We start from the raw sequence: 22068 nt of genomic DNA, 5'->3' as shown, positions 1-22068 counted from the left end.
AAAGCCAATGCGTTTTGATAAACTGTTGCGAATTGGGTTTCCGGCGCTCTGCGTTACCCTTACGCTTTTTCTTGGTGCAAACGCCTCTTCTCTCTACCGTGCACAAGCTGACTACCTGCACAAGGATCAGTTGGAACGCTCTGTTCTCATTGATGCGCTGGGTTTCAACACAAAGACGCTTGTAAAGCTGATTGCGCGGTATGGCGCACTGAAAAGCCCGGAAGACGCTGCTGAAGCCAGGCAAACATACGAAACCCTGGTAACCGCTTTCGAAACATGGCCCAGCGATGCCTACAGCGAGATCGTTGGTCCGTCGGACTATATCCAGCAAAAGTTGATCAACATTGTCTACGCGAGCAATCGGGTTGAACCGTACCTTGACGCACTCGACGACCAGACATCTGTCAGCAACGCACTCATCATTTTGCAGGGAATAGAAAGTTCTCTTGAGCAGATAAACCAGATGGTGACAGAGGAAGCCGGTGCGCAGATGGCGGCGGCCAGAAACACCTTTCACTTTCATCAGATCGTACAAGACGTTCTGGTTGTTGCGTTCCTGCTGGCGAGTCTCGGGTGGATATGGTTCGCCAACAGGCGCAGCCAGATGCTGCAACGCCAACTGGATACAAGCCGCGAGCAAACAGACCTTCTGGAGCACCGGTTAAACCATGACAGCGTAACCGGTCTTATAAACTATCGCATTTTTGCCGAAACCGTACGGTCTGCCCATGAAAAGCTATCGGATGGGCAGACCTTGAGCATTCTCAATATCGATCTGGAGTCCCGGCTGCCCGCGATCAACAAATTCAGCCTGGCGACCGAAGAAGCCATCCTAACGTCGACTGCGGACTTGTTGCGACACGCCGTTGACCGGATGGAGGGAGAAAACTGTCTGGCTCGATCTGGCGGCAAGGGATTCTTGCTGATGACTATCAGCGACGAGGACCTTGGTCTCACCGCATCTGTGATAGCAAAGCGCATCCACGATATTTTTCTGCGTCCGGTTCCCACAACGGTAGGCTCATTCTTGATTTCGCCAGCCATCGGCTACGCGGATTCGTCAACTGTCGAGCGAGATGCGGCAGACATTATCCGCAATGCTGATCTGGCTGTCAGCAACGCGGTCAGTTACAGCCGCCGCCGCGTCGTGACATACGAACCGGCCATGCGCGCGGAAATGGAACGGCGCACAATCGTCGAAAATGCACTTGCCCGTGCTATCGAGGCGAACGAGTGCCTGCCTCACTTCCAGCCGCAGTTCAATCTCATGACCGGGCGTATCTTCGGCGTGGAAGCTCTGGCGCGCTGGTATCATTCCGAATTGGGCTGGATTTCCCCATCGGAATTCATCCCGATTGCCGAGCGCAATGGCGACATCGTTTCACTCGGCTGGAAGATCCTGGAGACTTCCTGTTCTGAAGTTCAGTTGCTTCCAGTGGACCTGAGCCTTTCGGTCAACCTGTCGGTCGCTCAAATTCTCAGCGATGATGTCGTCGCAATGCTGGACGAGTGCCTGGGACGCACCGGATTACCGGCTTCCAGACTGAAACTGGAAGTCACCGAAACAACCCTGATGAGCGATTTGCGCCGCATTCAAACAACACTTTCCGAATTGCGGTCGCTGGGTATCGGCATTTCGCTGGACGATTTCGGCGTCGGGTATTCGGCTCTGTCATATCTGACGGAATTCGACTGGGACGAAATCAAGATCGACCGTTCCTTTGCAACAAAGGCAGTCAAGGACAAGAAACTGCGCGACATCCTCAAGATGGTTCTCGGTATCGCCGAAACCATGGGCTCACAGGTCTTGATCGAAGGTATCGAGACCGTTGAGCAGCGCGATGTGCTGGTAGATATCGGCTGCACCATAGGCCAAGGCTATCTCTTCGGTGGCCCGATGGCGATTGACGACATTACGACGCTGTTCTTCTCCGATCACTCCAGAAGCACCCTGGCGGGACTTTGACAGCCGAAAGGCAAAGTCCCGCCTAAGCGGCCGTTGCTCAAGATGTGCGTTTGGCTGCCAATTTCTTCTTTGTTTGTCTCGACTGCCTGACCAGAGAAACCAGCAGAACGAGACCTCCAACGGCTGCAACGAACACAAGCTGATGGAATGGCGATCCAAGCAGGTGCGCTCCTGCGCTTTCCAGGCCGGTCAAATGATCATGCGCACCAGGGTGGGCGAGGGCCGGTGTAGAGGCCACGGCGAGAAGTGACGTCGTCACAAGCTGTTTCATTCTGCGATATCTCCATGGGACAGGCGAGTGGTGAGGATGTCGATCAGGTCGATGTCTGACCGCTCCGACAGGGATACAAAAGTGAAGGTCATGGTTTCCCGGGCTTTGACCATCGAGCCGGGCAAACTCATGTAGACGAGTTCACGGGACGCGAAGGCAGGCGAAGCTGTGCCTACCTGCCAATTACTGACAATCTTCGCGTCGACCAGGTGCTGCACGAGACCATCGGTGCCGGGGCGGTGAAATGGGACGCCGGCAAGACGCAGATAACTGGTCTTGTCTTCCGCTGCCCGAAAGCCATCGATGAAGCTCTCCGCAAGCGCCCGCAGTTCTTCCGCCCGGCCTGTTTGGGAAGCCCCATGCACATGTGAATGCAAATGGTCCGGGCCGGCATGATTGTGGCCGGCGAGGTCTCCATGATCGTGCGTGTGCTCATGGGAATGTTGGTGGTGGTGATGACCATGGTGAAAGTGGTGGTCATGCGTGTGATGATTTCGCGCCATCTCCTTACTCCACGTCCGGACCGGCCGGAATGGACACCGGCTTGTCGATGATGGATTTATGCGCGCCCATCTTGCCGTGGGAAACCAGCGTACCGAGGACGTCCACAATCACACGTGTCGCAAGCAGGGCCGTTATATCGGAGCAATCGTAAGGCGGTGAGACTTCCACAACCTCCAGACCGCAGATGCCTTCCTTGGCCACCAGCGACACCAGCTCAAGCGCCTCTCTCGGCAGGAAGCCACCCGGTTCCGGCCATCCGGTGCCTGGCACAAACCCGCAGTCGACACTGTCGATATCAAACGAGATATAAACCGCATCGGCGTCCTTCCACGCCAGCTCAAGGGCGCGGGCGGCTGTTTCCGCCAGTCCCAGTTCTTCAACATCGCGCATGGTGAAGATGTTGGTGTTGCGTTGACGGGCGACTTCCACCCCTTCACGCGGCACCTGCCAACCACCGATGCCGATCTGAACCAGATTGACAGCCGGCACGTTGACGAGATCCGTCGCGTGGAACCAGGGCGTCGTATGCATCCGTTCATCCAGATCCTTTTCCTGAATGTCGATATGCCGGTCGAAATGCACGATGCCGATACGTTTGGACGTGCACTGGGCAATCCCGCGGACACAGGGAAAACCAATCGAGTGATCGCCGCCAATCATGATCGGCAGGGCTCCGGACGAAGCGACGTGGGACACTGCCCGCGTGATCTGGTCGAAGGTCTTCTCGATATTGGCGGGAATGGTGAAAATGTCGCCGACGTCGCAAAGCGTCATCTGTTCCCGAAGGTCGACGCCCATCTCATAATTGTAGGGCGTGTAGAGGGCGGAAATCTTGCGAACGCCCTGTGGCCCGAACCGTGTGCCCGGCCTGTAGGTGGTGCCACCGTCGAAAGGAATGCCGATGACGGCCGCATCATAGGCGCCGACCTTCGTAACATCCTCGATGTAGGGTGCCTTCAGGAAGGTGTTGATACCCGCGTAGTGGGGCAGTTCACCACGGGCGAACGTCGGGATGGATTTGTCGGTGAGACTATCCGATCCGGTCAGTCCCATCCGCAGAGCCCAGGCTTTTTCCTTTTCCCAGGCGGCAGAGGGCAGGGCACTTTCCTTCTCAGCAGCCTTCCAGCCACGCAGTTGCAATTTGTCAAAGTCTGGATGGTGCTGTCGCCGGTTGGGGCCTCGGTTGACATACCCCGCGACACGGTGTTGCGTCCTGGGGCCTGAGGTTCGATGGAAACTCATGGGCTTGTCCTCATTCCTGAGCGTTTTTGGTAAAGGGTGATTGTTGGGCCACGCCGATGGCCCCGGCGATTGCCTCCGGAGACTGCACCGGCTGTCCCGTTGGCGATTTGAGTGGCAGGTCGTAAGTAACGGTCGCGCCATAGGCCTGTGGCGCTTGCGGGTCATGACGGATCTTGTCGAACACCAGCAGCCGCGTACCCAGCTTGAAGGCCTCATGGATATCGTGGGTCACCATGAACACTGTCATGGAGAGCTCTTTCCAGAGCCCCAGAAGCAATTCATGCATGTCAACGCGTATGCCGGGGTCCAGCGCGCCAAACGGTTCGTCGAGCAGCAGGATGCTCGGCTTCTTGACCAGGGCTTGAGCTATCGCGAGCCGTTGCTGCATACCGCCGGAGAGCTGCGCCGGGTATTTGTTTGCAGCCGGCTGCAACCCGATCCTGTCTAGAAGGTCATCGATCGTCTGAAACGCCGCCTTGCGGGCCGTCCCGAAAAGCCGTCCCGACCAACGCGAGGCTTCAAATTCCTGGGCCAGTATCAGGTTTTCAGCCACGGTCAGATGCGAAAACACCGAGTATTTCTGAAAGACGATCCCGCGGTCCGGTGTTGGTTCCAGCGGCAAAGATGTTCCATCCAGCAGGATCTGGCCACGGCTTGGATGTTCCTGTGAAAGCAGCATGCGCAGGAATGTTGATTTGCCGCAGCCGGATGCACCAACGATTGTGCAGAAGGACCCGCTTCCGACTTCCAGGTTGACCCGTTCCAGAACAGGCATTCCGTCGTAGAACTTTGCCAGGCCCTGGACGGAGAGTTTGGGCGAAGTGGTCATAACGCATCCCCTCCCAGATGGTGCCAGCGGAAGGCGCGGCGCGACAACAGGAGCAAAGCTCTGTCGAGCAGGAAGGCCAGAAGCGTGATCCAGACGACATAGGGCAGGATGATATCCATCGCGAGATAGCGTCGAACCAGGAAAATCCGGTAACCGAGCCCGGAAGTGGACGCGATGGCCTCAGCGGAGATCAGAAAGATCCAGGCCGGCACGAGAGAGAGCCGCAGGCTGGTAATCAGGTGCGGGAGGACTTGCGGCAGAACAAGCCGCGTCACCATTTGCCAGACGCTTGCCCCAAGCGTTTCCGCCTTGATGATCATCTCGCGCGGAATGTCCAGAACGGCCTGTGCGGTGGAGCGGATCATCACCGGCGCCGTGCCGATCACGATCAGGGCAATCTTGGCAAGCTCGCCAAGACCGAACGTGATGAACAGGATCGGCAGGATGGTGATCGGCGGGATGAGCGAGAAGGTTGACAGATAAGGTGCCAGCGCGCTGCGCACATGCGGAATGAACCCGATGGCGATGCCGAAAGAAAGAGCCAGCACCGTTGAGACCGCCATGCCCGTCCCGAGCCGCCATAGGCTGTCGAAACTGTCCAGCCAGAGCAGCAGATCGCCCGACCGCCGGTCCGGCACAGTCGCCATACGCCAGAAGGCTTCCCCCATTCTGGCAAAGGACGGAAGTAGTTTGTCAGCCGGGTTGTCGAGCCGACGATAATGACTGGCAATCGCGTAAGTGATCACCGTCAGCGCGAAGGGCAGGAGCCCAAGCGCCAGGGCGGTAACCGGGGAGGGTTTCCGGTTGATGATGCGCATGAAACGGTCCGATCGGTCTCTGGCTGCGGTCCCGGCACAAAGGCACCGGAACCGCCGGGTCAACAGCGGATGCTTAAAGCGTGCCTTCTGCGGCCATCGCCATGAAACTCGGGTCGAATTTCAGTTTCACATTGCCCTTGTCGCCATAGATCGAGCCGTCCGGGAAAGAGACGCCGACGAATTCCGGGCTCGGAGCCCCTTCACCCAGGATTCCCTTGTCGAAGAGAAACTCGGCAACGAATTTCATCGTCTTGGGCAGTTCAGCGGATTTGGTGAATTCCACGGCCTCTTCGGGGGTATAAAACATCTTGGTGGTTGCGAGCTGAGCGTCGTAGCCGTCAAGATCAGTGCCGGACGCTTCGGCCATGGCGGTGCGTGCCGCGACGCCTTCTTCGCTATCGGAAGACATGATCGACATCAGTTCGTACCAGGCGCCGACCAGGGCCTTGCCGAAGGCGGGGTTGTCCGCAAGCGTTTCGGTATTGACCATCATCACATCGATGATTTCCCCTGGAATGCCCGAGCTGTCGAAAACCTTGGTTGCATTTGGTTCCGCCTCGATTTCAGACAGGAGCGGGTTCCAGGTCACCACCGCCGTAACGTCCGGCGTCTGATAGGCCGCGATCATGTCCGCATCGGATGTGTTGACGACAGTCAGGTCCTGTTCGCTGAGGTCAACCGTGTCGAGTGCCCGGGCAAGCAGGTAGTGAGAGACCGAAAGCTCCACCAGATTTACATTCTGACCCTTGATATCGGCGAGGGAGCTTTTGTCCTTCAGGATGATGCCGTCGTTACCGTTGGAGTAGTCGCCGACGATAAGCGCAGTCGTGTCGACGCCGCCGCCTGCAGGAATGGAAAGAGCGTCCATATTGGTCATGGAGCAGCCGTCATATTCCCCGGCGGTGTATTGATTGATCGACTCGACATAGTCATTGATCTGAACAATCTCGACGGAGATGTCGTATTGGTCGGCCCATTTCTTCATAAGGCCGCTGTCTTGCAGATACCCCCAGGGCATCCAGCCCACATAGATGGACCAGCAAACCTTGAAATCCTTCTTTTCCTCGGCCTTGGCCGAAGTGAGGGAAAGAGGCAGCGTCAACGCTGCGGCGAGGAGGGAAGCTTTGGCAATCGATTTCAACATCTGTGCGCGTCTCCTGTCTTGGGCCCGGTCATCAGAACCGGACTTACGTCATGAGGTTTTTGCGCACGGCCGGGAGCAGGTTCGCGCGCGCGAAACCTCGTGCAGTTGTCTCCCGGGTTTTTGTCCCGCCGTGTCACCGGTCTATGTTGGCATATGCCACGCAACCGGCTTGCGCCTCTCGGTCCTGCATCGTCTTGCGATCGGATCCCTAGGCGCTCTGCACATCAGTTGTTAAGCAAGAGGGGTGCCAGAAAGGTCAGGAGGCGAATTTATCTTTAGGTTTCAGATAATTAAAAAGAAAATGATGAAATAACCTTACAAGCCGATCTGGAACTGATCGTTGCAATGGGCAGTTTCTGGGCACAGTGGTCAAGTTTGCACCACGCCAGGACTTTGAGCTGCCACCTTCTGCATGACCACTCGAAACCTTCAAATGGCGGTTAGGTTCGCAGCCAACCGTGAACGTTCGAGCAGGCGAAAGGTCGCTAGTTCGCAAAGGAACAGATTTGCACCGCGGGCAGGAAATGCTGTTCGGTGATACCCAGACAGCAGGCGTGAGCCACCAGCAAAAAAGCGGTCAAGGCAGAACCGGTAACGAGTGCCAGCAGAAGCGTCGGATCGCGCAGAACTTCGCGAATGTCGCCCAGCGTTTGAATTTCGGTATGTGCCATAACAATTCCTCCGGTTTGAATATTCTCAAGAGCCAAGCTGGTGCCTCTTGAGGTTAGGACTTATTCGGCAGGTTCGTCGATCTTACCCTTGTCACCAGGATCGTCCTGTTTTTTCTTGCCCCCGAAAATACCTTTGATCCACCCTGTCTTCTCTTCACTGCCAGCAGGGGGAGCGTCTTCTTCGAGGGTAGGGGCATCTGCCGGGTCCCCTGTTGCGGATGTTTGCGGAGCGACCTGTTCGCCAAAAGCGGCAAAAAATTCGCCAGCCAGGCGTTTGGCCGTCGAGTCGATCAATCTGGCACCAAGCTGCGCCAGCTTACCGCCAACCTTTGCATCAACATCGTAGTAAAGGATCGTCGCGTCAGGACCGTCTTCTTCCAGACGCACCTTGGCAGCTCCTCTGGCAAAGCCGGCGACCCCACCGGAACCTTCACCCTCGATAGTATAGCCATTCGGCGGGTCGAGATCGTTGAGGGTGACCTTGCCGCCGAACGTTGCCTTGACCGGCCCCACCTTCAGGCGAACCTTGGCCTCCAGTTCGGTGTCGGAATGCTTGATCAACTCTTCACACCCCGGGATGGAGGCCTTCAGGACGTCCGGGTCATTCAACGCTTCCCAGACCTTTTGCTTGGGCGCTTCGATCCGCTGGCTGTCATTCATTTGCATGTGACTGTTTCCCTGATGGGTTCAAACATTGAGAGTGTCGGCTTCGCGATGCCCGCTTCGGCGGATCATCAAAAGTTCGGCAAGGATGGAGAGTGCGATTTCTTCCGGCGCAATGGCCCCCAGATCGAGGCCTGCCGGCCCCTTGATCCGATCAAGGGTCTGTTCCGATACCCCTTCCTCGCGCAGCTTTTCCTTCAGTGCCGCAATTTTTCGGCGACTGCCGACGAACCCGATATGACGGGCATCCGTCATGAGCGTTGCCTTCAGGGCTGCAAGATCACCGCGCCCCTGAGTGGAAATGATTGCGTAGATTTGACCGTTGCTTGGAACGGGACTTTCGAACCCGTCCACCCTTGTACCTGAACCTGGAAAAACCGACAGATCGTCGCCTGGCGCACACAAGGTCAGATCGAAACCAATGGCGGGTGCCTGGTTTGCCAGCGCCACAGCGACCGGGCTGGCGCCGTAGATCACAAGCGTTGGTCGGGGCAGGACCGGTTCTATGAAAATATCCATCGTGCCCTGGCTGGGGCACATGTTTTTCGCAAACTGGATGCCCTCGCGTTCGTCACCGGCCGCCACACCGATTTCTGCCAGGAGTTCTGCGGGTTGAAGGGAGATCAGTCGAGTCTGTCCATCCTCAAAGGCGGACTTTGCCGCCTTGACGACAGCCGATTTTGCACACCCACCACCGATCCAGCCGCCGACAATGTCGCCATTCCGGTCTATCACGGCCTTGGCGCCCGCCTTGGCCGCGGTCACCGAAATGGTGCGCACGACGGTTGCCAGAACGAAAGGTTCGTTCTCGTCCTGCAAACGATTCATCAGTCGCGGCAGGTCTTGCACGACATCAGCCGAGGCTTTTTTGCCGGATACGGGAACGGAATGCTTCATCTGAACATCTCCCATCGTTCAAAGTCTCGCCAGATAAGGTTCCAGGGCTGAAAGACTGGCGAGGTTGTGCGCCGGCGCGAAGAAATCGACGTAGGGCAGGGCAGCGGCCATGCCCCCGGCTGTCGGTTCATATCCCTGCCAGCCAAGCAGCGGGTTGAGCCAGACAATGCGCCGACACCGACGCCGCAACCTTGCCATTTCATCCCCAAGCGCTTCCGGTGCACCGGTGTCATAGCCATCCGACAGGATCAGGATGCAGGTGCGTGAATGGACGACACGGGCAGCGTGCCATCTGTTGAAGTCAGCCAATGCGGCACCGATCTTCGTACCACCGCCAACCCCTTGCGCCATCAGTCCCATGCGATCGAGTGCACGGCCCGCATCCCGCTCAGAGAGAGCGGAAGAAACGTGGACAAGACGGGTGTGAAAAAGAAACGCTTCTGCCTCGCGGAAGCTGTCCAGCAAACCGTGCACAAACCGTGTGAAAACACCGGTGTAATTGTTCATCGACCCAGACGCATCAAGGAGAATAACCAGCCGCAACTGTTTCTCGCGCGGCCCCTTGCGCACAAGATCGATAGGCGTTCCGCCATGGGCTATGGAACGCCGAATGGTCCTGCGCAGATCCAGCTTTTTGCCCGATCGTTTCTGCCTGTCCCTGCGGGTCAGTCGTATGCGCATGGCCCGGGCGAGCCGTTCGGCAAGGTCATGCGCCTGCTTCAACGCGTCCGGATCGCTGAGATTCCGAAAATCGACCTGCCCGAGATTTTCGGCAATGCTTGCTCCCTCCCGCCGCCCGGAGGGTGTGTCATCGCTCAGTTCATCCTCTTCCCCGGGAAGGCGCTCAACATCGCCGACAATTGTGTCCTGACGCCGTCCACTCGCATCGATCATCTCGCGTATGGTCTTCATACCCTTGCGCGTGCTCGTACCGGAGACCTTGACGCCCGATTTGACACCCTTGCCGGACCAATAGGCGTCGAAGATTTCATCGAAACGCTGCCAGTCGGACAACCGACCGCAAAAAAGGCTGCGAAAAGCGGCTTTCAGACTGTCGGGGCGCTTGATCACCTGCGTACACAACAGCCTGCTCGCGTCCCGGGTTTCAGCCAAACCAACCTTGAACCCACTGTCGCGCAACGAATGGACGAACCCGGCAAGACGCAGCCTGAGCACCGGACCGATGTCTGCACTGCTTTCAAGGCGAAGGCCAGACATCGCTCAGGCCACCTTTCCCAGAAGCCTGTCGGTGACTTCACGGCTGACCCGGGCACTGTCCTCCCGGGTTTTCAGAACACAGGAAAGCGTTTCGAAAACGAGTTCGCGGTTATCCTTCAGGTTCTTCGCACCAAGACCGAGCAGAGCAGCGGCCCAGTCTATGGTCTCTGCAACGCCGGGAACCTTCACAAGGTCTTCCTTGCGCAGTTTGCCCATGAGATCAGCGATCTGCACGGCGAGAGCGGCATCCAGACCAGGGACACGCGCGAGCAGGATGCGGGTTTCGCGGTCGGGTGAGGGGTAATCGACGAAATGATAGAGGCAGCGGCGACGCAACGCGTCCGAGAGCTCGCGCGTACCATTGGAGGTCAGAACCACGCGCGGAATAGACGTTGCCTGAACCGTTCCAAGCTCCGGAATGGACACCTGAAAGTCAGACAGGATCTCCAGCAAAAAGGCTTCGAACTCCTCGTCCGCCCGGTCAATTTCATCGATCAGCAGAACAGGCGGCACGTCCCGGCGGATGGCAGCCAAAAGAGGGCGCTCCAGAAGATATTTCTCGGAGAACACAGCCTCCTCGACAGTTTCTGCACTGTCACCCGATCCTTCGCGCGCCTTGATGGCCAGTAGCTGTCGCTGGTAGTTCCATTCGTAAATGGCGTCTGACCGGTCAAGGCCTTCGTAGCATTGCAGACGGATGAGATCGGTATTCTCCAGCCGCGCCAGGGCTTTGGCCACTTCCGTCTTGCCGACCCCGGCTTCACCTTCCAGAAGCAGCGGGCGCGCGAGCATTGAAGTCAGGAGAAGCGCCGTCGCAAGTCCCTCGTCCGCGATATATCCGGCTTCTGTGAGCTGAAGTGCTATCTGATCCTTGGTCTGGGTCATGCTGATCCGTTTGGTGAGAAGGTCTTCCGTCGTATTCGCCCGGCCTGATCCGGGATCAGGTCATCAGAGGACGAACGAAAAGGCACCGCAGACCAATTCCCGGCAGAACCGGCCTGCGGTGATGCGCCCTTATCCGTGCGCGCCAAGATCCTTGGCCGCCTGCCAGATCCGCCAGGCGTCGTGCGGCATCTGGATATGAGTTGACCCGAGGAACTTGAAGGCGTCGTTCACCGCGTTGGAGAATGCCGGCACACCGCCGACATTCGGGCTTTCACCCACACCTTTGGCTCCAATTGGATGGTGCGGGCTGGGGGTGACGGTGAAATCCGTTTCCCAATGTGGTGTTTCAACCGCCGTCGGCAGGAAGAAGTCCATGAAGGAGGCACCGAGCACATTGCCCATCTCGTCGTAGCGGATCTCCTGTCCCATCGCGATGGCGAAGGCTTCTGTCAGGCCGCCATGGACCTGTCCTTCAATGATCATCGGATTGATCCGGGTGCCACAGTCGTCGAGGGCATAAAAGCGCCGTGTCTTGGCAACGCCGGTATCAACATCGATGTCCATGACGCACAGATACGCTCCGAACGGATAGGTCATATTGGGCGGGTCGTAATAACTGACCGCTTCAAGACCGGGCTCCATGCCCGGAGGTGGGGCATGATAGGCAGCCCAGGCGATCTCCTTCATGGACTTGCGCGCCTGCGGATTGCCCTTCACCTGAAAGCCGTCGACATCCCATTCCAGATCGTATTCAGAAACTTCCAGCATATGGGCGGCAATCATCTGCGCCTTGTTGCGGATCTTGCGAGACGCAAGGGCGATCGCGGCACCGGCCACCGGCGTGGACCGCGACCCATAGGTCCCAAGACCGTAAGGGGCTGTGTCCGTGTTGCCTTCCTCCACCATGATATCGGCTGCCGGAATGCCGATTTCTGTCGCGATGATCTGGGCCCACGTGGTCTCGTGCCCCTGGCCTTGCGATTTGGTGCCCATGCGGGAAATCACCGAGCCGGTCGGGTGAACGCGGATTTCGGCGCTGTCGAACATTGCGACACCCAGGATATCGCAATTCTTGGACGGACCGGCGCCGACGATCTCGGTAAAGAACGAAACGCCAATGCCCATGATCTCGCGGGTCTCACCGCGTTTGAAGGCTTCCTGCTTGGCCTTTTGTTCGGCGCGCAACTCGCGATAGCCGATGGTGTCCATCGCCTTTCGCATGGCGGTGTGATAGTCGCCGCTGTCATATTCCCAGCCGAGGGCCGAGTGATAAGGGAACTGTTCTGACTTGACGAAGTTCTTCATCCGCAAGTCCGCAGGATCCATGTCGAGCTTCTGGGCCAGAATGTCCATGGCCCGCTCGATGCAATAGGCAGCTTCCGTCACACGAAACGAACACCGGTAGGCCACTCCACCGGGCGCCTTGTTGGTGTAAACGCCGTCGACTTCCAGATGCGCGGCCGGAAAATCATAGGAACCGGTCACGATATTGAAGAAACCGGCCGGCCATTTCGAGGGGTCGGCGCAGGCATCGAAGCCGCCGTGATCGGCCAGAACATGCACCTTGAGCCCGGTAACAGTGCCGTCGTTCTTTGCGGCGATTTCAGCCGTCATGTGATAGTCGCGGGCGAAAGAGGTGGTGGAAAGGTTTTCCATCCGGTCCTCGACCCATTTCACCGGAACCCCGGTGACGATCGAGGCAACAATGGCACAGATGTAGCCCGGATAAGCCCCGACCTTGTTACCGAAGCCACCGCCGATATCCGGTGCAATCACATGGATCTTCTGCTCGGGGATGGTCGACAGAAGCGAGGCGACCGTGCGGATGACATGAGGGGCCTGGAACGTGCCCCAGACCGTCAGTTCACCCTTGATCTTGTCCATGGACGCAACGCACTGACAGGTCTCAAGCGGTGAGGGATGCGTCCTGTGATAGGAGATCAGTTCCTTGATGGTGACATCGGCCTCCTCAAAGGCCTTGTCGGTTTCCTCGCGGTCGCCCACTTCCCACGTGAAAATGTGGTTGTGGTGTTTGCGCGGCCCGTGGGCCCCTTCTGTCTTGCCGTCGAGATCCGGCCGCAGAACAGGGGCATCCGGGTCCATCGACTTGAAGGGATCGGTGAGGACGGGAAGCTCTTCGTATTCGACTTCCACAAGCTGGATGGCATCGTCGGCGATATAGCGGTTTTCGGCCACCACAAAGGCAACTTCCTGGTTCTGGTAAAGCACCTTGCCGTCGGCCAGCACCATCTGCACGTCACCGGCCAGGGTCGGCATCCACGCCAAGTTGACGCCTTTCAGATCTTCCGCCGTCAGAACGGCGATCACGCCAGGCAGTTTCAGGGCCTCGGAGGCGTCGATCTTGGTGATCTTCGCGTGGGCATGGGAGGAGCGGACAAAATCGCCGAACACCATGCCGGGCAACTTCAGATCGTCGACATACTGGCCCTTGCCCTGCGTGAAGCGAATATCTTCCACGCGCTTGCGCTTGCAGCCCATACCTTCCAGAGCGGCCTCACGCTGTTCCCGTGTCGGGGTCATGTCGTTCATTCTGCAGCCTCCTGAAATTCAGTGCCGTTCAGCTTGGCAGCGGCATACTGGATCGCCTTGACGATGTTCTGGTAACCGGTGCAGCGGCAGAGGTTGCCCGAAATGCCCATGCGGATTTCCTCTTCCGTCGGGTTCGGGTTTTCCTTCAGCAGCGTGTGCGCGCGCAGGATCATGCCCGGCGTGCAAAAGCCGCATTGCAGCCCGTGCATCTGCCGAAACCCTTCCTGAAGCGCGGATAGGGTGCCATCCGCATTGGCCATGCCTTCAATGGTGGTGAGTTCGGCCCCGTCTGCCTGCACGGCAAACATGGTGCAGGATTTCACCGACATACCATTCAGTTCCACCGTGCAAGCTCCGCAATGGGAGGTCTCGCAGCCGATATGCGGTCCGGTGATGTTAAGATCCTCGCGCAGAAAGTGAATCAGAAGCGTGCGCGGTTCCACGAAGCGCTGCACCTTCTTGCCGTTGACGGTCATGGTGACCGGGATCTGTTCGATATCGCTCATGATTTATCTCCTGGGTCCCGGTTCAGCTCGCGGCGCGTGTTGCAGCTCTTGAGAGAGCCTTCTGCAGCATCACGCCGGCCATCTTGGTTCGGTATTCCGCAGGTCCCCGACCGTCCGATGCGGGCTCGGTGATGGCTTCAGCCGCCGCGACAGCGCGGGCAACGGTTGCCGTATCCAATGTGGAGCCAGTCAGGATCTCGCCGGCCTCCTTCGCATAAAGGGGCGTATCGGAGACATTGGTGAGCGCGATGGAACAGAAGGTGACGGTGCCACCGTCCAGTGTCAGCACCACGGCCGCAGCAGCCGTTGCATAGTCGCCAACCTTGCGCTTCAGCTTTTCATAAGCGTAGCCATGGCCCGCTGGCGGGACGGGAATTTTGACGGCCGTCAGAATTTCTTCCGGAGCAAGAGCGGTGAAATAGGCCGCTTCATAGAAATCCCGCGCCGGAACGTCGCGCTCGCCATCCGGACCGGTCAGGACATAGGCAGCATCCAGACACTGCATCAGCGCCGGCATGTCGTTGCCCGGATCTCCATTGGCGACATTGCCGCCGAGCGTGCCGACGTACCTGATTTGCGGATCGGCAATCAGAAGCGCCGTCTCACGAATGATCGGCAGTTTTTGTGCAAGCAGGTCCGAGGCAATCAACTCGTGCTGCGTGGTCATGGCGCGAATGGTGATCGTGCTGCCGTCATCCGTAATGCCCTTGAGATCGGCGATGCCGCCAAGGTCGACCAGATGTTCCGGCGCCGCCATGCGCAGCTTCATCATGGGGATCAGGCTATGTCCGCCTGACAGGGGCCGCGCCTCGTCGCCATGACTGACCAGGATCGCAACCGCTTCTGCAACGGACGATGGCCGGTGATAGGTGAATGCACCAGGTATCACGTCTTTCTCCTCCCTCTGCCGGCCACAAAAGGACCGGATGCCGAGCGTTCCGAACCACGACAACGGTTCACCCTCGGCCGGCAATGTCGTGTCCAGACGCAAAACGGCTGGACAGTTCACGTTCACAAAGGGTGCGGAAGGGTGCGGCGCACACTCAAGGCTGCTTGCACAAACGGCTCGCAAGTCCACACGGACGGCGGATTGCCTTGCACGAATTGCGTCAGTTTTGCTGTCGCATATCATGAAGAAAAATCACGAAATTCATGAAAGGCATTTTTAGTTTCAGGGACTTCCCGTGTCTTTTACTGCGCCGAGGGCAAATCACAAAGGAAGCCCTCCAACCATGCAGGTTTGCACGAACAGCGTGTTTTCAGTCCGGAAACGCACTGCAACACGCCTAAGTCAGCGAAGCGGAACTGTTCTTATTGCGCAGCAACTGGCTGTTCGCGTCCCGCATGGCGTTGATGCCGGTTTTGACCAAGCGTTTTCAGACGCGCTTTCACCCGTCTCCAGCGAGACCGGCTGACCGGAACACTTTGCGCAGCCTGGCCGGCCAGAACAAGAACGCCGCCGTCACCGGAGCGCTTGTAGCTGACGACGCGGTTGAGGTTGACGATGTGGCTGCGGTGAACCCGGTTGAAAATTTTCGGATCGAGCTGCTGTTCCGCCTCGCTGATGGAAAGGGGGCAGAAGAACTCCCTGTTGCCATCACAGATGCGCGTGTAATGCGCATCCGCATGAACGGCGCAAATGTCGACAATGCCAATCTTGGTCTTCTGGCCATCCCGCTCAATCGGCAGCATTCCCTTGGCAGCAGGTTGACCCGGCCGAACAGCTTGCGCTGCGGCCTGTAAACCGGATGCAGATTTGCCTGTTGTCGCTGACACGGGTCGCTCTGACAGATCCGTCTTTTCCGCGCCTGTACCTTGCAGGGCGTTTTCAGGCTCAGTGTTGGTTTGCCTTGAGGAATCGGCTTGATCTTCCTGCGCGGGAACAAGCGCCAGAAGAAACAGACCAGACACAAGAAACGCAACGCAGGAAACCAGAATGGCGAGCATTCCAGGGCTCAGTGCCGGAGCAAGCCCCATGGCAATCGGTTGCCGCGTTTCATAGGTCAACCCTGCCATGGCCGTGTAGTGCATGGCCGAAATCGCAAGTGCGAGAACCGCCGCCGAAATGACCAGAGGCGGGCGGCGGCCGAGCCCGAAAAGAAGCCACATGGCAAGCCCGGCAGCGTTGAAGGCAATCAGGAAGCTTGCAAAGACGTAGGCAGGGTCATGCTGCATTCGCAAAGACCCGTGAAGGGCATACATGCCGAGATAGTGCATGGTGCAGATACCGCTTCCCATGACGAAAGCGGACAAGCCGAGCCGAATAGGCGTCAGGCGCGCATTGCTGGCGGCAAAAACCGCAATGCCGACAACGAGAACACAGACGAGAAACGACAACAGCGTCGGCAAAACAAGAAAGTCTACAGCGACCGGCAATTGCGCTGCCAGCATGCCAACGAAATGCATGGACCAGATGGCAAGCGCAAGCGTCAGCGCAGCACCCGCAAGCAGAAGCCGCCGACGCTGATCAACCGCGTTTCTTACCTGAATGGCAAGGTTCAACCCCACAAAACTGCCCTGAAAAGCCATCAACAGGGACAGCGCAACAAGCCAGGGCTCGTGCATCACCGACATGTCGGCTATCTCCTCCCAGTAGCCGCCGCCGCATCGAGCGACGGGTTCCTCCGGATTCAGATGATAGGGGAAACAGAAATCCGCATCAAACTGCGAGTTGCGCCAAAACCGCCATCGGCTTTCGGATTCGAGATACTGAAGGTGAAATTGAAAAATGGCGGTGAGGGTGGGATTCGAACCCACGGTACGCTCTCACGCACGGCGGTTTTCAAGACCGCTGCCTTAAACCACTCGGCCACCTCACCAAACCGAAGCCGTGGCGGCCCGGTTGTTCAAACCGTTTCCTTTTTCTCAATCGGAAAGTCAAGCCGGAATCACCCGCAAGAGGTTCAAGCTTGAGAAATGGTGTGGATGCACGGCGGGAGAGGGCTCCTTTGGGATGTTCCTGCGTCGCTCGCTTAACAGGGGCAGGACGGGCACTGCGAGCGCAGGAACATCGCCAAAGGGCAGGGCCGCCGGTCCGGTGTCGTGGGCAGGGTTTTGAACCGGCGGCCAAAGCTGGAGGTGGGGTCCAGCATTGCTGTGACAGGGCGGTCATCAGCAACAAATTCACCCTAAGCGGAATTGACAGGGCAGAATGTGACCTGCGTCACATCCGAACCGAATGACGATTTCTTGTTACCTGTGCTCTGAGAGCAACACGTGAAATTAGGTGAATTGGCACAAATTTTCGTACTATATTTCAGAGAGTTACGCCATCTGGACTTGAAGGAACAAGCCTCAGGTTCCCTGAAAGCGGTGGAGAGTTGAAATTGGGCAACGCCTGGGTCTCGACGTTTAGTTTACTTTGAAGTAATAAAACTGCGCTTAAACAAGGGCATATGCAGGATGTACAGCGGGGGCAGTGCATCTTGCGGGGACTGATCTGAAGATCGGAACAATGCCTTGAAAACCGTTGCGGACCGAACCACGCACCGGAATGATCGCGTGAGCCGCGGGGCCGCCAGCGCGTAATGAGTAGGACGGCAGTATGCAAGGGACAGGCGGGAAATCTTGCCGGGTGAAAAACCAGGTGGCAGGAACGTCTTCAGGGGAGCTGGCTGCGACGCTTGAGATTAACTCGCGTCCGGGCAGCAAACTCGGTGCGCAATTGCGCACGGGGTTGATTGTTGCGGCCGCTGTTTCGGCTGTTGCCGCATGTAGCAGTGCCCCACAGCAGAAATCCAAGTTCAGCCCGGAAAAATATGGCGTCAAGGGCAGTCCGCGCGTGGTCGCGGAAGGCCAGGCCGTGCCGAAAGGTGGCGGACGCTACATTGTGGGCAAGAAATACAAGATTGCCGGCAAGTGGTATTATCCGAAAGAAGATCCGGATTATAAGAGAACCGGTCTTGCTTCCTGGTACGGGCCGACATTTCACGGCCGCAAGACAGCCAATGGCGAAATCTTCGACCGGAACTCCATTACCGCCGCACACACCACCATGCCGCTGCCGTCTTATGCCCGCGTAACAAACGTGGCAAACGGCCGTTCAATGATCGTGCGCGTCAATGACCGCGGACCGTTCCACGGCAACCGCGTGATCGACCTGTCGGAACGTGCGGCAACCATGCTTGGCACCAAAAGCGCCGGTGTCGGCAAGGTGAAGGTCGAATATGTCGGTCGCGCACCGCTGCACGGACAGGATGAAGCATTCCTGATGGCGTCTTACCGCGGGCCGGGTGCTGTCGAACCTGGCGCGACTATGCCCGGCACGTTGCTTGCCCAGGCAGACCCCAAGCAAGTCGCACCTCAGCGGACCACTCCGCAGGTTACATTCGGTGCCGTGCCCGCTCCAAGCACCCGTCCTTATATGACCACCGCATCGTCAGCTACGGCTTTCCGGGCTCAGCGAACCACAGTTGCAGTCGCTTTCGACCCGGCACTGGCATTCGAAGCCGGCAGACCAAACATCGAAGTTGCGTCGAACAATCGTTTCGAGCCGGTTGAAACGGCGTATTCGCCGTCAGGCCAGGCACCTGCAGAAGGAACGCTTGGTGTGCTGCGCGTTCCGGCACCGGGCACATCCACCAATCTGGTCAACGGCAGTGCGATTTCGTCCTTCGCAGCAAATCGCCGAGTTTCCGACGCGCATTCGCTCCTGGCAAATGCTTCCGCCACGGGCCTTTCCATGCGGGAGTTGGTGGTCAAACTGCAAAACGGCGGCTAATCGGACCGGAAGCCGGATGATGTCCGGCTTTTTCCGCGAACCGCGCCTGTATGGATGAATAAGGCAAGCGGTTTTATGGCCTCCGCACATTCTGTATTCGTACTTCTAAAAGCGTCCCGTCGCCTGTTGAGGCGAGGGGCGCTTTTTTCGTTCCTGCTTGCTTCATCCCTTTCGGTCCCCACGCAGGCTGCCGAAACCATCGTGACCAAAGCTCCGATGGCTTTTCTCTTTGAGCCCGCGTCCGGCACTATCCTGTTTGCGAAGGAACCGGACCGTCCGTTTTCCCCCGGTGCGCTCGTCAAGGTCATGACAGCAGCGACGGTTTTCAAAGCGCTCAAGGACGGTGAACTGAAGATCGATCAGACCTGCAAGGTCAGCGAGCATGCCTGGCGAACCGGCGGTGCGCCCTCTGGGCGTGGCGCAACAATGTTCGCCGCCATCAAGTCTGACATTCCGGTTGAAGATCTGCTCAAGGGTCTGCTGGTACACAACGGCAATGATGCCGCAATCGTGCTGGCGGAATGCCTTGACGGATCAGAAGAAGCCTTCGCGGTGCGCATGACCGAACTTGCGCAATCCATCGGCATGAAAAACAGCCGCTTCGGCAATCCCACCGGCTATCCTGAGGTTCCCAGTCAGACAACGGTCCGGGACCAGGCAAGGCTTGCGGAATATATTCTGGAGAACCACGCCGATCTCTATCCGATGTTTGCAATCCCAGATTTCACCTGGAACAAGATATTTCAGCGCAACAAGAATCCCTTGCTTGGCGAAATCCGGAACCTCGACGGCCTTGGCGGCGGCAGTGATGCTGAGGCTGGGTATTCCGGCCTTGGTTCGGTGGACCGGAACGGGCGAAGGGTGATCGCGGCCGTTGCCGGTCTCTCCTCCGACAAACACCGGCTACAGACGCTCAAGGAAGTCATTGAGGGCGCCTGGGAATATTTCTCCGTCCAGACGCTGTTTTCAGCGGGCGAGGTTGTTGCCGATGGCCGTGTTTTCGGCGGCGTTTCCGGGTCTGTGCCCTTGATCTCCGAAAAGAGCGTCAACGTGCTTCTGCCGCGTGGCGGCACGCTGGACTACCGCATCAGGGTCATCTACAACGGCCCGCTTCCAGCGCCTGTCCAGGCCGGAGAGAAGGTTGGCGAAATCCGCGTGATCGGCAAGGACGGCATCGTCTACCGGTCTCCTCTCGTGACCGGAAATGCGGTTGCGGAAGGGACCATGATCGGACGTGCTCTCGACGGCCTGCAGGAACTTCTGTTTGGCTGGATCGGCTAAACGGTCCACAACGATTGCATTTGCTGTTAAAGCCGGTGACAAAGACCAACAAGAACAAGCGGAGCCGGGAACGGGTGGCAGGATATTTCATCACCTTTGAAGGCGGCGAGGGGGCCGGAAAATCGACCCAGATCACCCGCCTGAAAACCTATCTGGAAAGTCTGGGCCAGTCAGTCGTTGTCACGCGGGAGCCTGGTGGCTCACCGGGGGCTGAAAAGATCCGGGCTATGCTGCTTTCTGGCGGCGCCAAGGATCTGGGACCGCGCGGTGAGGCAATGTTGTTTGCCGCTGCACGGGCAGACCATGTCGATACGACCATCAAGCCGGCGCTTGAGCGCGGAGATTGGGTGCTTTGCGACCGGTACGCCGATTCAACCTGGGTCTATCAGGGCGAGGCAGGTGTCGACCGTGACTATCTGAAGCTGCTGGAAACGGCAGCGGTCGCCGGTGTTTATCCAGACCTGACGATTCTGATCGACGTTCCGGTTGAAATCGGGCTTGCCCGGGTGGCCGAACGGTCTCGCACAGATGACAGCGGCGGACCGGATCGGTTCGAGGACGAAGATCTCAAGGTTCATCAGTGCAGACGCGACCTGTTTCTCGAACTCGCAAAAAACGAATCCTTTCGATTTGCGGTCATTGACGGTTCAAAGGACCTTGATGAAGTCACAGCCGCCATTCGTGATGCCGTGGTGAAAACCTTTTCCGGCGACCTGCCACAAGACAAAACCTCAACCGGCATACCCGCAGAGGCATATTGATGGCCCGTGCCAATGAACCAATCGACATTCCAGAGGTCGATGCCCTGCCGGGGTATCCATTGCCGCACGAACGCGACCGCCTGATTGGGCACGCCAGGACCGAACAGGCGCTTCTGGAGGCTTACAGATCCGAACGGCTACATCATGCCTGGATCCTGGGTGGGCCGAAAGGCATTGGCAAGGCGACACTCGCCTTTCGTTTCGCGCGTTTCGTAATCGCCAATCCGGACAGATTCGGCCCACAAGTCTCCGCCGCACGGGACCTTGCCGTCCTGACGGATCATCCCGTTGCACGTCAGCTCAAAGCAGGCGGACATCCGAATATCCTGCATCTGCGCCGCCCCTGGGACGACAAGTCTAAGCGGTTCAAGGCTGATCTGCCGGTGGACGAGGTTCGCAAAACCGTCTCCTTCTTTGGCACAACCGCATCGGCGAAGGCCTGGCGAGTCTGCATTGTCGATGCGGCGGACGACATGAACATCAGTTCCGCCAACGCTCTTTTGAAGATCCTGGAAGAACCGCCGCAAAGGTGCCTGTTCCTGGTCTTGAGCCACGCGCCCGGGCGTCTTTTGCCGACCATCAGGTCCAGATGCCGACGGCTCGATCTTGATCCGTTGACCGAGGAAGAAATCGCAGAGGGCCTGCAGGATCTGTCTGGTGCCTCGGTTGGCTCACCGGAGGACCTTCGTGAATTGGCGCTGACAGCTGATGGCAGCCTTCGCTCTGCCATCACGTTGCTTTCCGGCGATGGTTTGGCCATTGCCAAGGGCGTTCGTCAACTTGCCGATCGGCCACAACAGCTAGATCTGGCGGCAGTCCATGCACTGGCGGATCTGGTTGCCGCTCGTGGCCAATCCGACAATTGGGAAAGCTTCCAGCACATCATGCAGATTTGGCTGCATGACCGCATGCGCCGGAACCTTGCCAACGGTGTCCGCGAAGCTCACGGAATCGTCGAGCTCTGGGACAAGATGAACAAGGCGGTCCGGGACGCGGATGCGCTCAATCTCGACAAGAAACAGGTCGTGCTGGACTTCTTCTTCGCGCTGCGCGCCGCCTGACGGCCACAAGGTGTATCAATGATGCGCCGGAACGAGACGAAAATCGCTCTAGTCGGCGCTTCGTGACTTGGGCAAGATCCG

The 22068-nt window shown here is 58.0% G+C and carries 20 protein-coding genes, 1 tRNA gene and 1 riboswitch; of the genes, 5 read left to right on the top strand and 16 right to left on the bottom strand.

Going from position 1 to position 22068, the window contains the following annotated elements:
- Nucleotides 1-7 precede the first annotated feature (7 nt).
- Nucleotides 8-1966: a putative bifunctional diguanylate cyclase/phosphodiesterase gene (locus FMN63_RS25525; RefSeq protein WP_148586891.1), complete on the top strand. Its 1959-nt coding sequence runs from the start codon at nt 8-10 to the stop codon at nt 1964-1966.
- 37 nt (nt 1967-2003) lie between these two features.
- On the opposite strand, the gene FMN63_RS25520 is transcribed toward FMN63_RS25525, so the two are convergent.
- The 16 genes from FMN63_RS25520 to FMN63_RS25445 all read right to left on the bottom strand — a co-directional run bounded on the left by FMN63_RS25520 (nt 2004) and on the right by FMN63_RS25445 (nt 16983).
- The gene (locus tag FMN63_RS25520; RefSeq protein ID WP_148586890.1) at nt 2004-2237 is read right to left on the bottom strand and encodes a hypothetical protein; all 234 of its coding nucleotides are present in this window, start codon (nt 2235-2237) and stop codon (nt 2004-2006) included.
- Complete coding sequence (locus FMN63_RS25515) at nt 2234-2740, bottom strand: hypothetical protein (RefSeq protein WP_148586889.1); 507 nt, start codon at nt 2738-2740, stop codon at nt 2234-2236. Before FMN63_RS25515 ends, FMN63_RS25520 begins: the two co-directional genes overlap by 4 nt.
- A gap of 4 nt (nt 2741-2744) precedes the next feature.
- Complete coding sequence (locus FMN63_RS25510; RefSeq protein WP_209001311.1) at nt 2745-3983, bottom strand: agmatinase family protein; 1239 nt, start codon at nt 3981-3983, stop codon at nt 2745-2747.
- A 10-nt stretch (nt 3984-3993) separates the two neighbouring features.
- A complete protein-coding gene (locus FMN63_RS25505; RefSeq protein ID WP_148586888.1) occupies nt 3994-4812 on the bottom strand; it encodes an ABC transporter ATP-binding protein in 819 nt (272 codons plus the stop codon).
- Nucleotides 4809-5630: an ABC transporter permease gene (locus tag FMN63_RS25500; RefSeq protein ID WP_148586887.1), complete on the bottom strand. Its 822-nt coding sequence runs from the start codon at nt 5628-5630 to the stop codon at nt 4809-4811. Before FMN63_RS25500 ends, FMN63_RS25505 begins: the two co-directional genes overlap by 4 nt.
- 73 nt (nt 5631-5703) lie before the next feature.
- Nucleotides 5704-6774 carry a putative urea ABC transporter substrate-binding protein gene (locus FMN63_RS25495; protein ID WP_148586886.1) on the bottom strand — a complete coding sequence of 357 codons (1071 nt, stop codon included), beginning with the start codon at nt 6772-6774 and terminating at the stop codon, nt 5704-5706.
- Nucleotides 6775-6881: 107 nt separating this feature from the next.
- Nucleotides 6882-6997: riboswitch (guanidine-I (ykkC/yxkD leader) on the bottom strand.
- A gap of 262 nt (nt 6998-7259) precedes the next feature.
- The gene (locus FMN63_RS25490) at nt 7260-7445 is read right to left on the bottom strand and encodes a hypothetical protein (RefSeq protein ID WP_148586885.1); all 186 of its coding nucleotides are present in this window, start codon (nt 7443-7445) and stop codon (nt 7260-7262) included.
- Between the two features lie 60 nt (nt 7446-7505).
- Nucleotides 7506-8111 carry an SRPBCC family protein gene (locus FMN63_RS25485; protein ID WP_162855089.1) on the bottom strand — a complete coding sequence of 202 codons (606 nt, stop codon included), beginning with the start codon at nt 8109-8111 and terminating at the stop codon, nt 7506-7508.
- 21 nt (nt 8112-8132) lie between these two features.
- Nucleotides 8133-9005 (bottom strand): XdhC family protein, encoded by an 873-nt coding sequence (locus FMN63_RS25480; RefSeq protein ID WP_286192762.1) that lies wholly within the window; start codon nt 9003-9005, stop codon nt 8133-8135.
- Nucleotides 9006-9023: 18 nt separating this feature from the next.
- Nucleotides 9024-10223, bottom strand: a complete 1200-nt coding sequence (locus FMN63_RS25475) for a vWA domain-containing protein (RefSeq protein WP_148586884.1) — start codon at nt 10221-10223, stop codon at nt 9024-9026.
- A 3-nt stretch (nt 10224-10226) separates the two neighbouring features.
- Nucleotides 10227-11108, bottom strand: a complete 882-nt coding sequence (locus FMN63_RS25470; protein ID WP_148586883.1) for an AAA family ATPase — start codon at nt 11106-11108, stop codon at nt 10227-10229.
- Between the two features lie 129 nt (nt 11109-11237).
- On the bottom strand, nt 11238-13658 hold the full coding sequence (locus tag FMN63_RS25465) for an aerobic carbon-monoxide dehydrogenase large subunit (protein WP_148586882.1): 2421 nt from the start codon (nt 13656-13658) through the stop codon (nt 11238-11240).
- The gene (locus FMN63_RS25460) at nt 13655-14164 is read right to left on the bottom strand and encodes a (2Fe-2S)-binding protein (protein WP_148586881.1); all 510 of its coding nucleotides are present in this window, start codon (nt 14162-14164) and stop codon (nt 13655-13657) included. Before FMN63_RS25460 ends, FMN63_RS25465 begins: the two co-directional genes overlap by 4 nt.
- A gap of 22 nt (nt 14165-14186) precedes the next feature.
- Nucleotides 14187-15053 (bottom strand): FAD binding domain-containing protein, encoded by an 867-nt coding sequence (locus FMN63_RS25455; protein WP_148586880.1) that lies wholly within the window; start codon nt 15051-15053, stop codon nt 14187-14189.
- Nucleotides 15054-15475: 422 nt separating this feature from the next.
- Entirely contained in the window at nt 15476-16738 is a 1263-nt protein-coding gene (locus FMN63_RS25450; protein ID WP_148586879.1) for an MHYT domain-containing protein, read from the bottom strand.
- Between the two features lie 155 nt (nt 16739-16893).
- A tRNA-Ser gene (locus tag FMN63_RS25445) sits at nt 16894-16983 on the bottom strand.
- A gap of 755 nt (nt 16984-17738) precedes the next feature.
- Between FMN63_RS25445 and FMN63_RS25440 the strand changes: the two genes are divergently transcribed.
- The 4 genes from FMN63_RS25440 (at nt 17739) to FMN63_RS25425 (ending at nt 21987) form a co-directional block, all read left to right on the top strand.
- A complete protein-coding gene (locus FMN63_RS25440; RefSeq protein WP_502706276.1) occupies nt 17739-18884 on the top strand; it encodes a septal ring lytic transglycosylase RlpA family protein in 1146 nt (381 codons plus the stop codon).
- A 201-nt stretch (nt 18885-19085) separates the two neighbouring features.
- The gene (locus FMN63_RS25435) at nt 19086-20165 is read left to right on the top strand and encodes a D-alanyl-D-alanine carboxypeptidase family protein (RefSeq protein WP_209001309.1); all 1080 of its coding nucleotides are present in this window, start codon (nt 19086-19088) and stop codon (nt 20163-20165) included.
- A 35-nt stretch (nt 20166-20200) separates the two neighbouring features.
- Nucleotides 20201-20926, top strand: coding sequence for a dTMP kinase (gene tmk / locus FMN63_RS25430; protein ID WP_148586878.1), 726 nt, complete (start codon nt 20201-20203; stop codon nt 20924-20926).
- Complete coding sequence (locus FMN63_RS25425) at nt 20926-21987, top strand: DNA polymerase III subunit delta' (protein ID WP_148586877.1); 1062 nt, start codon at nt 20926-20928, stop codon at nt 21985-21987. The genes tmk and FMN63_RS25425 overlap by 1 nt, the downstream gene beginning before the upstream one ends.
- Nucleotides 21988-22068 lie beyond the last annotated feature (81 nt).

This window comes from Stappia sp. BW2 (assembly GCF_008107695.1).
GTDB lineage: Bacteria > Pseudomonadota > Alphaproteobacteria > Rhizobiales > Stappiaceae > Roseibium.
Note: the sequence above shows the minus strand (reverse complement) of the source record. Positions and strands in the feature narration are given on the sequence as shown.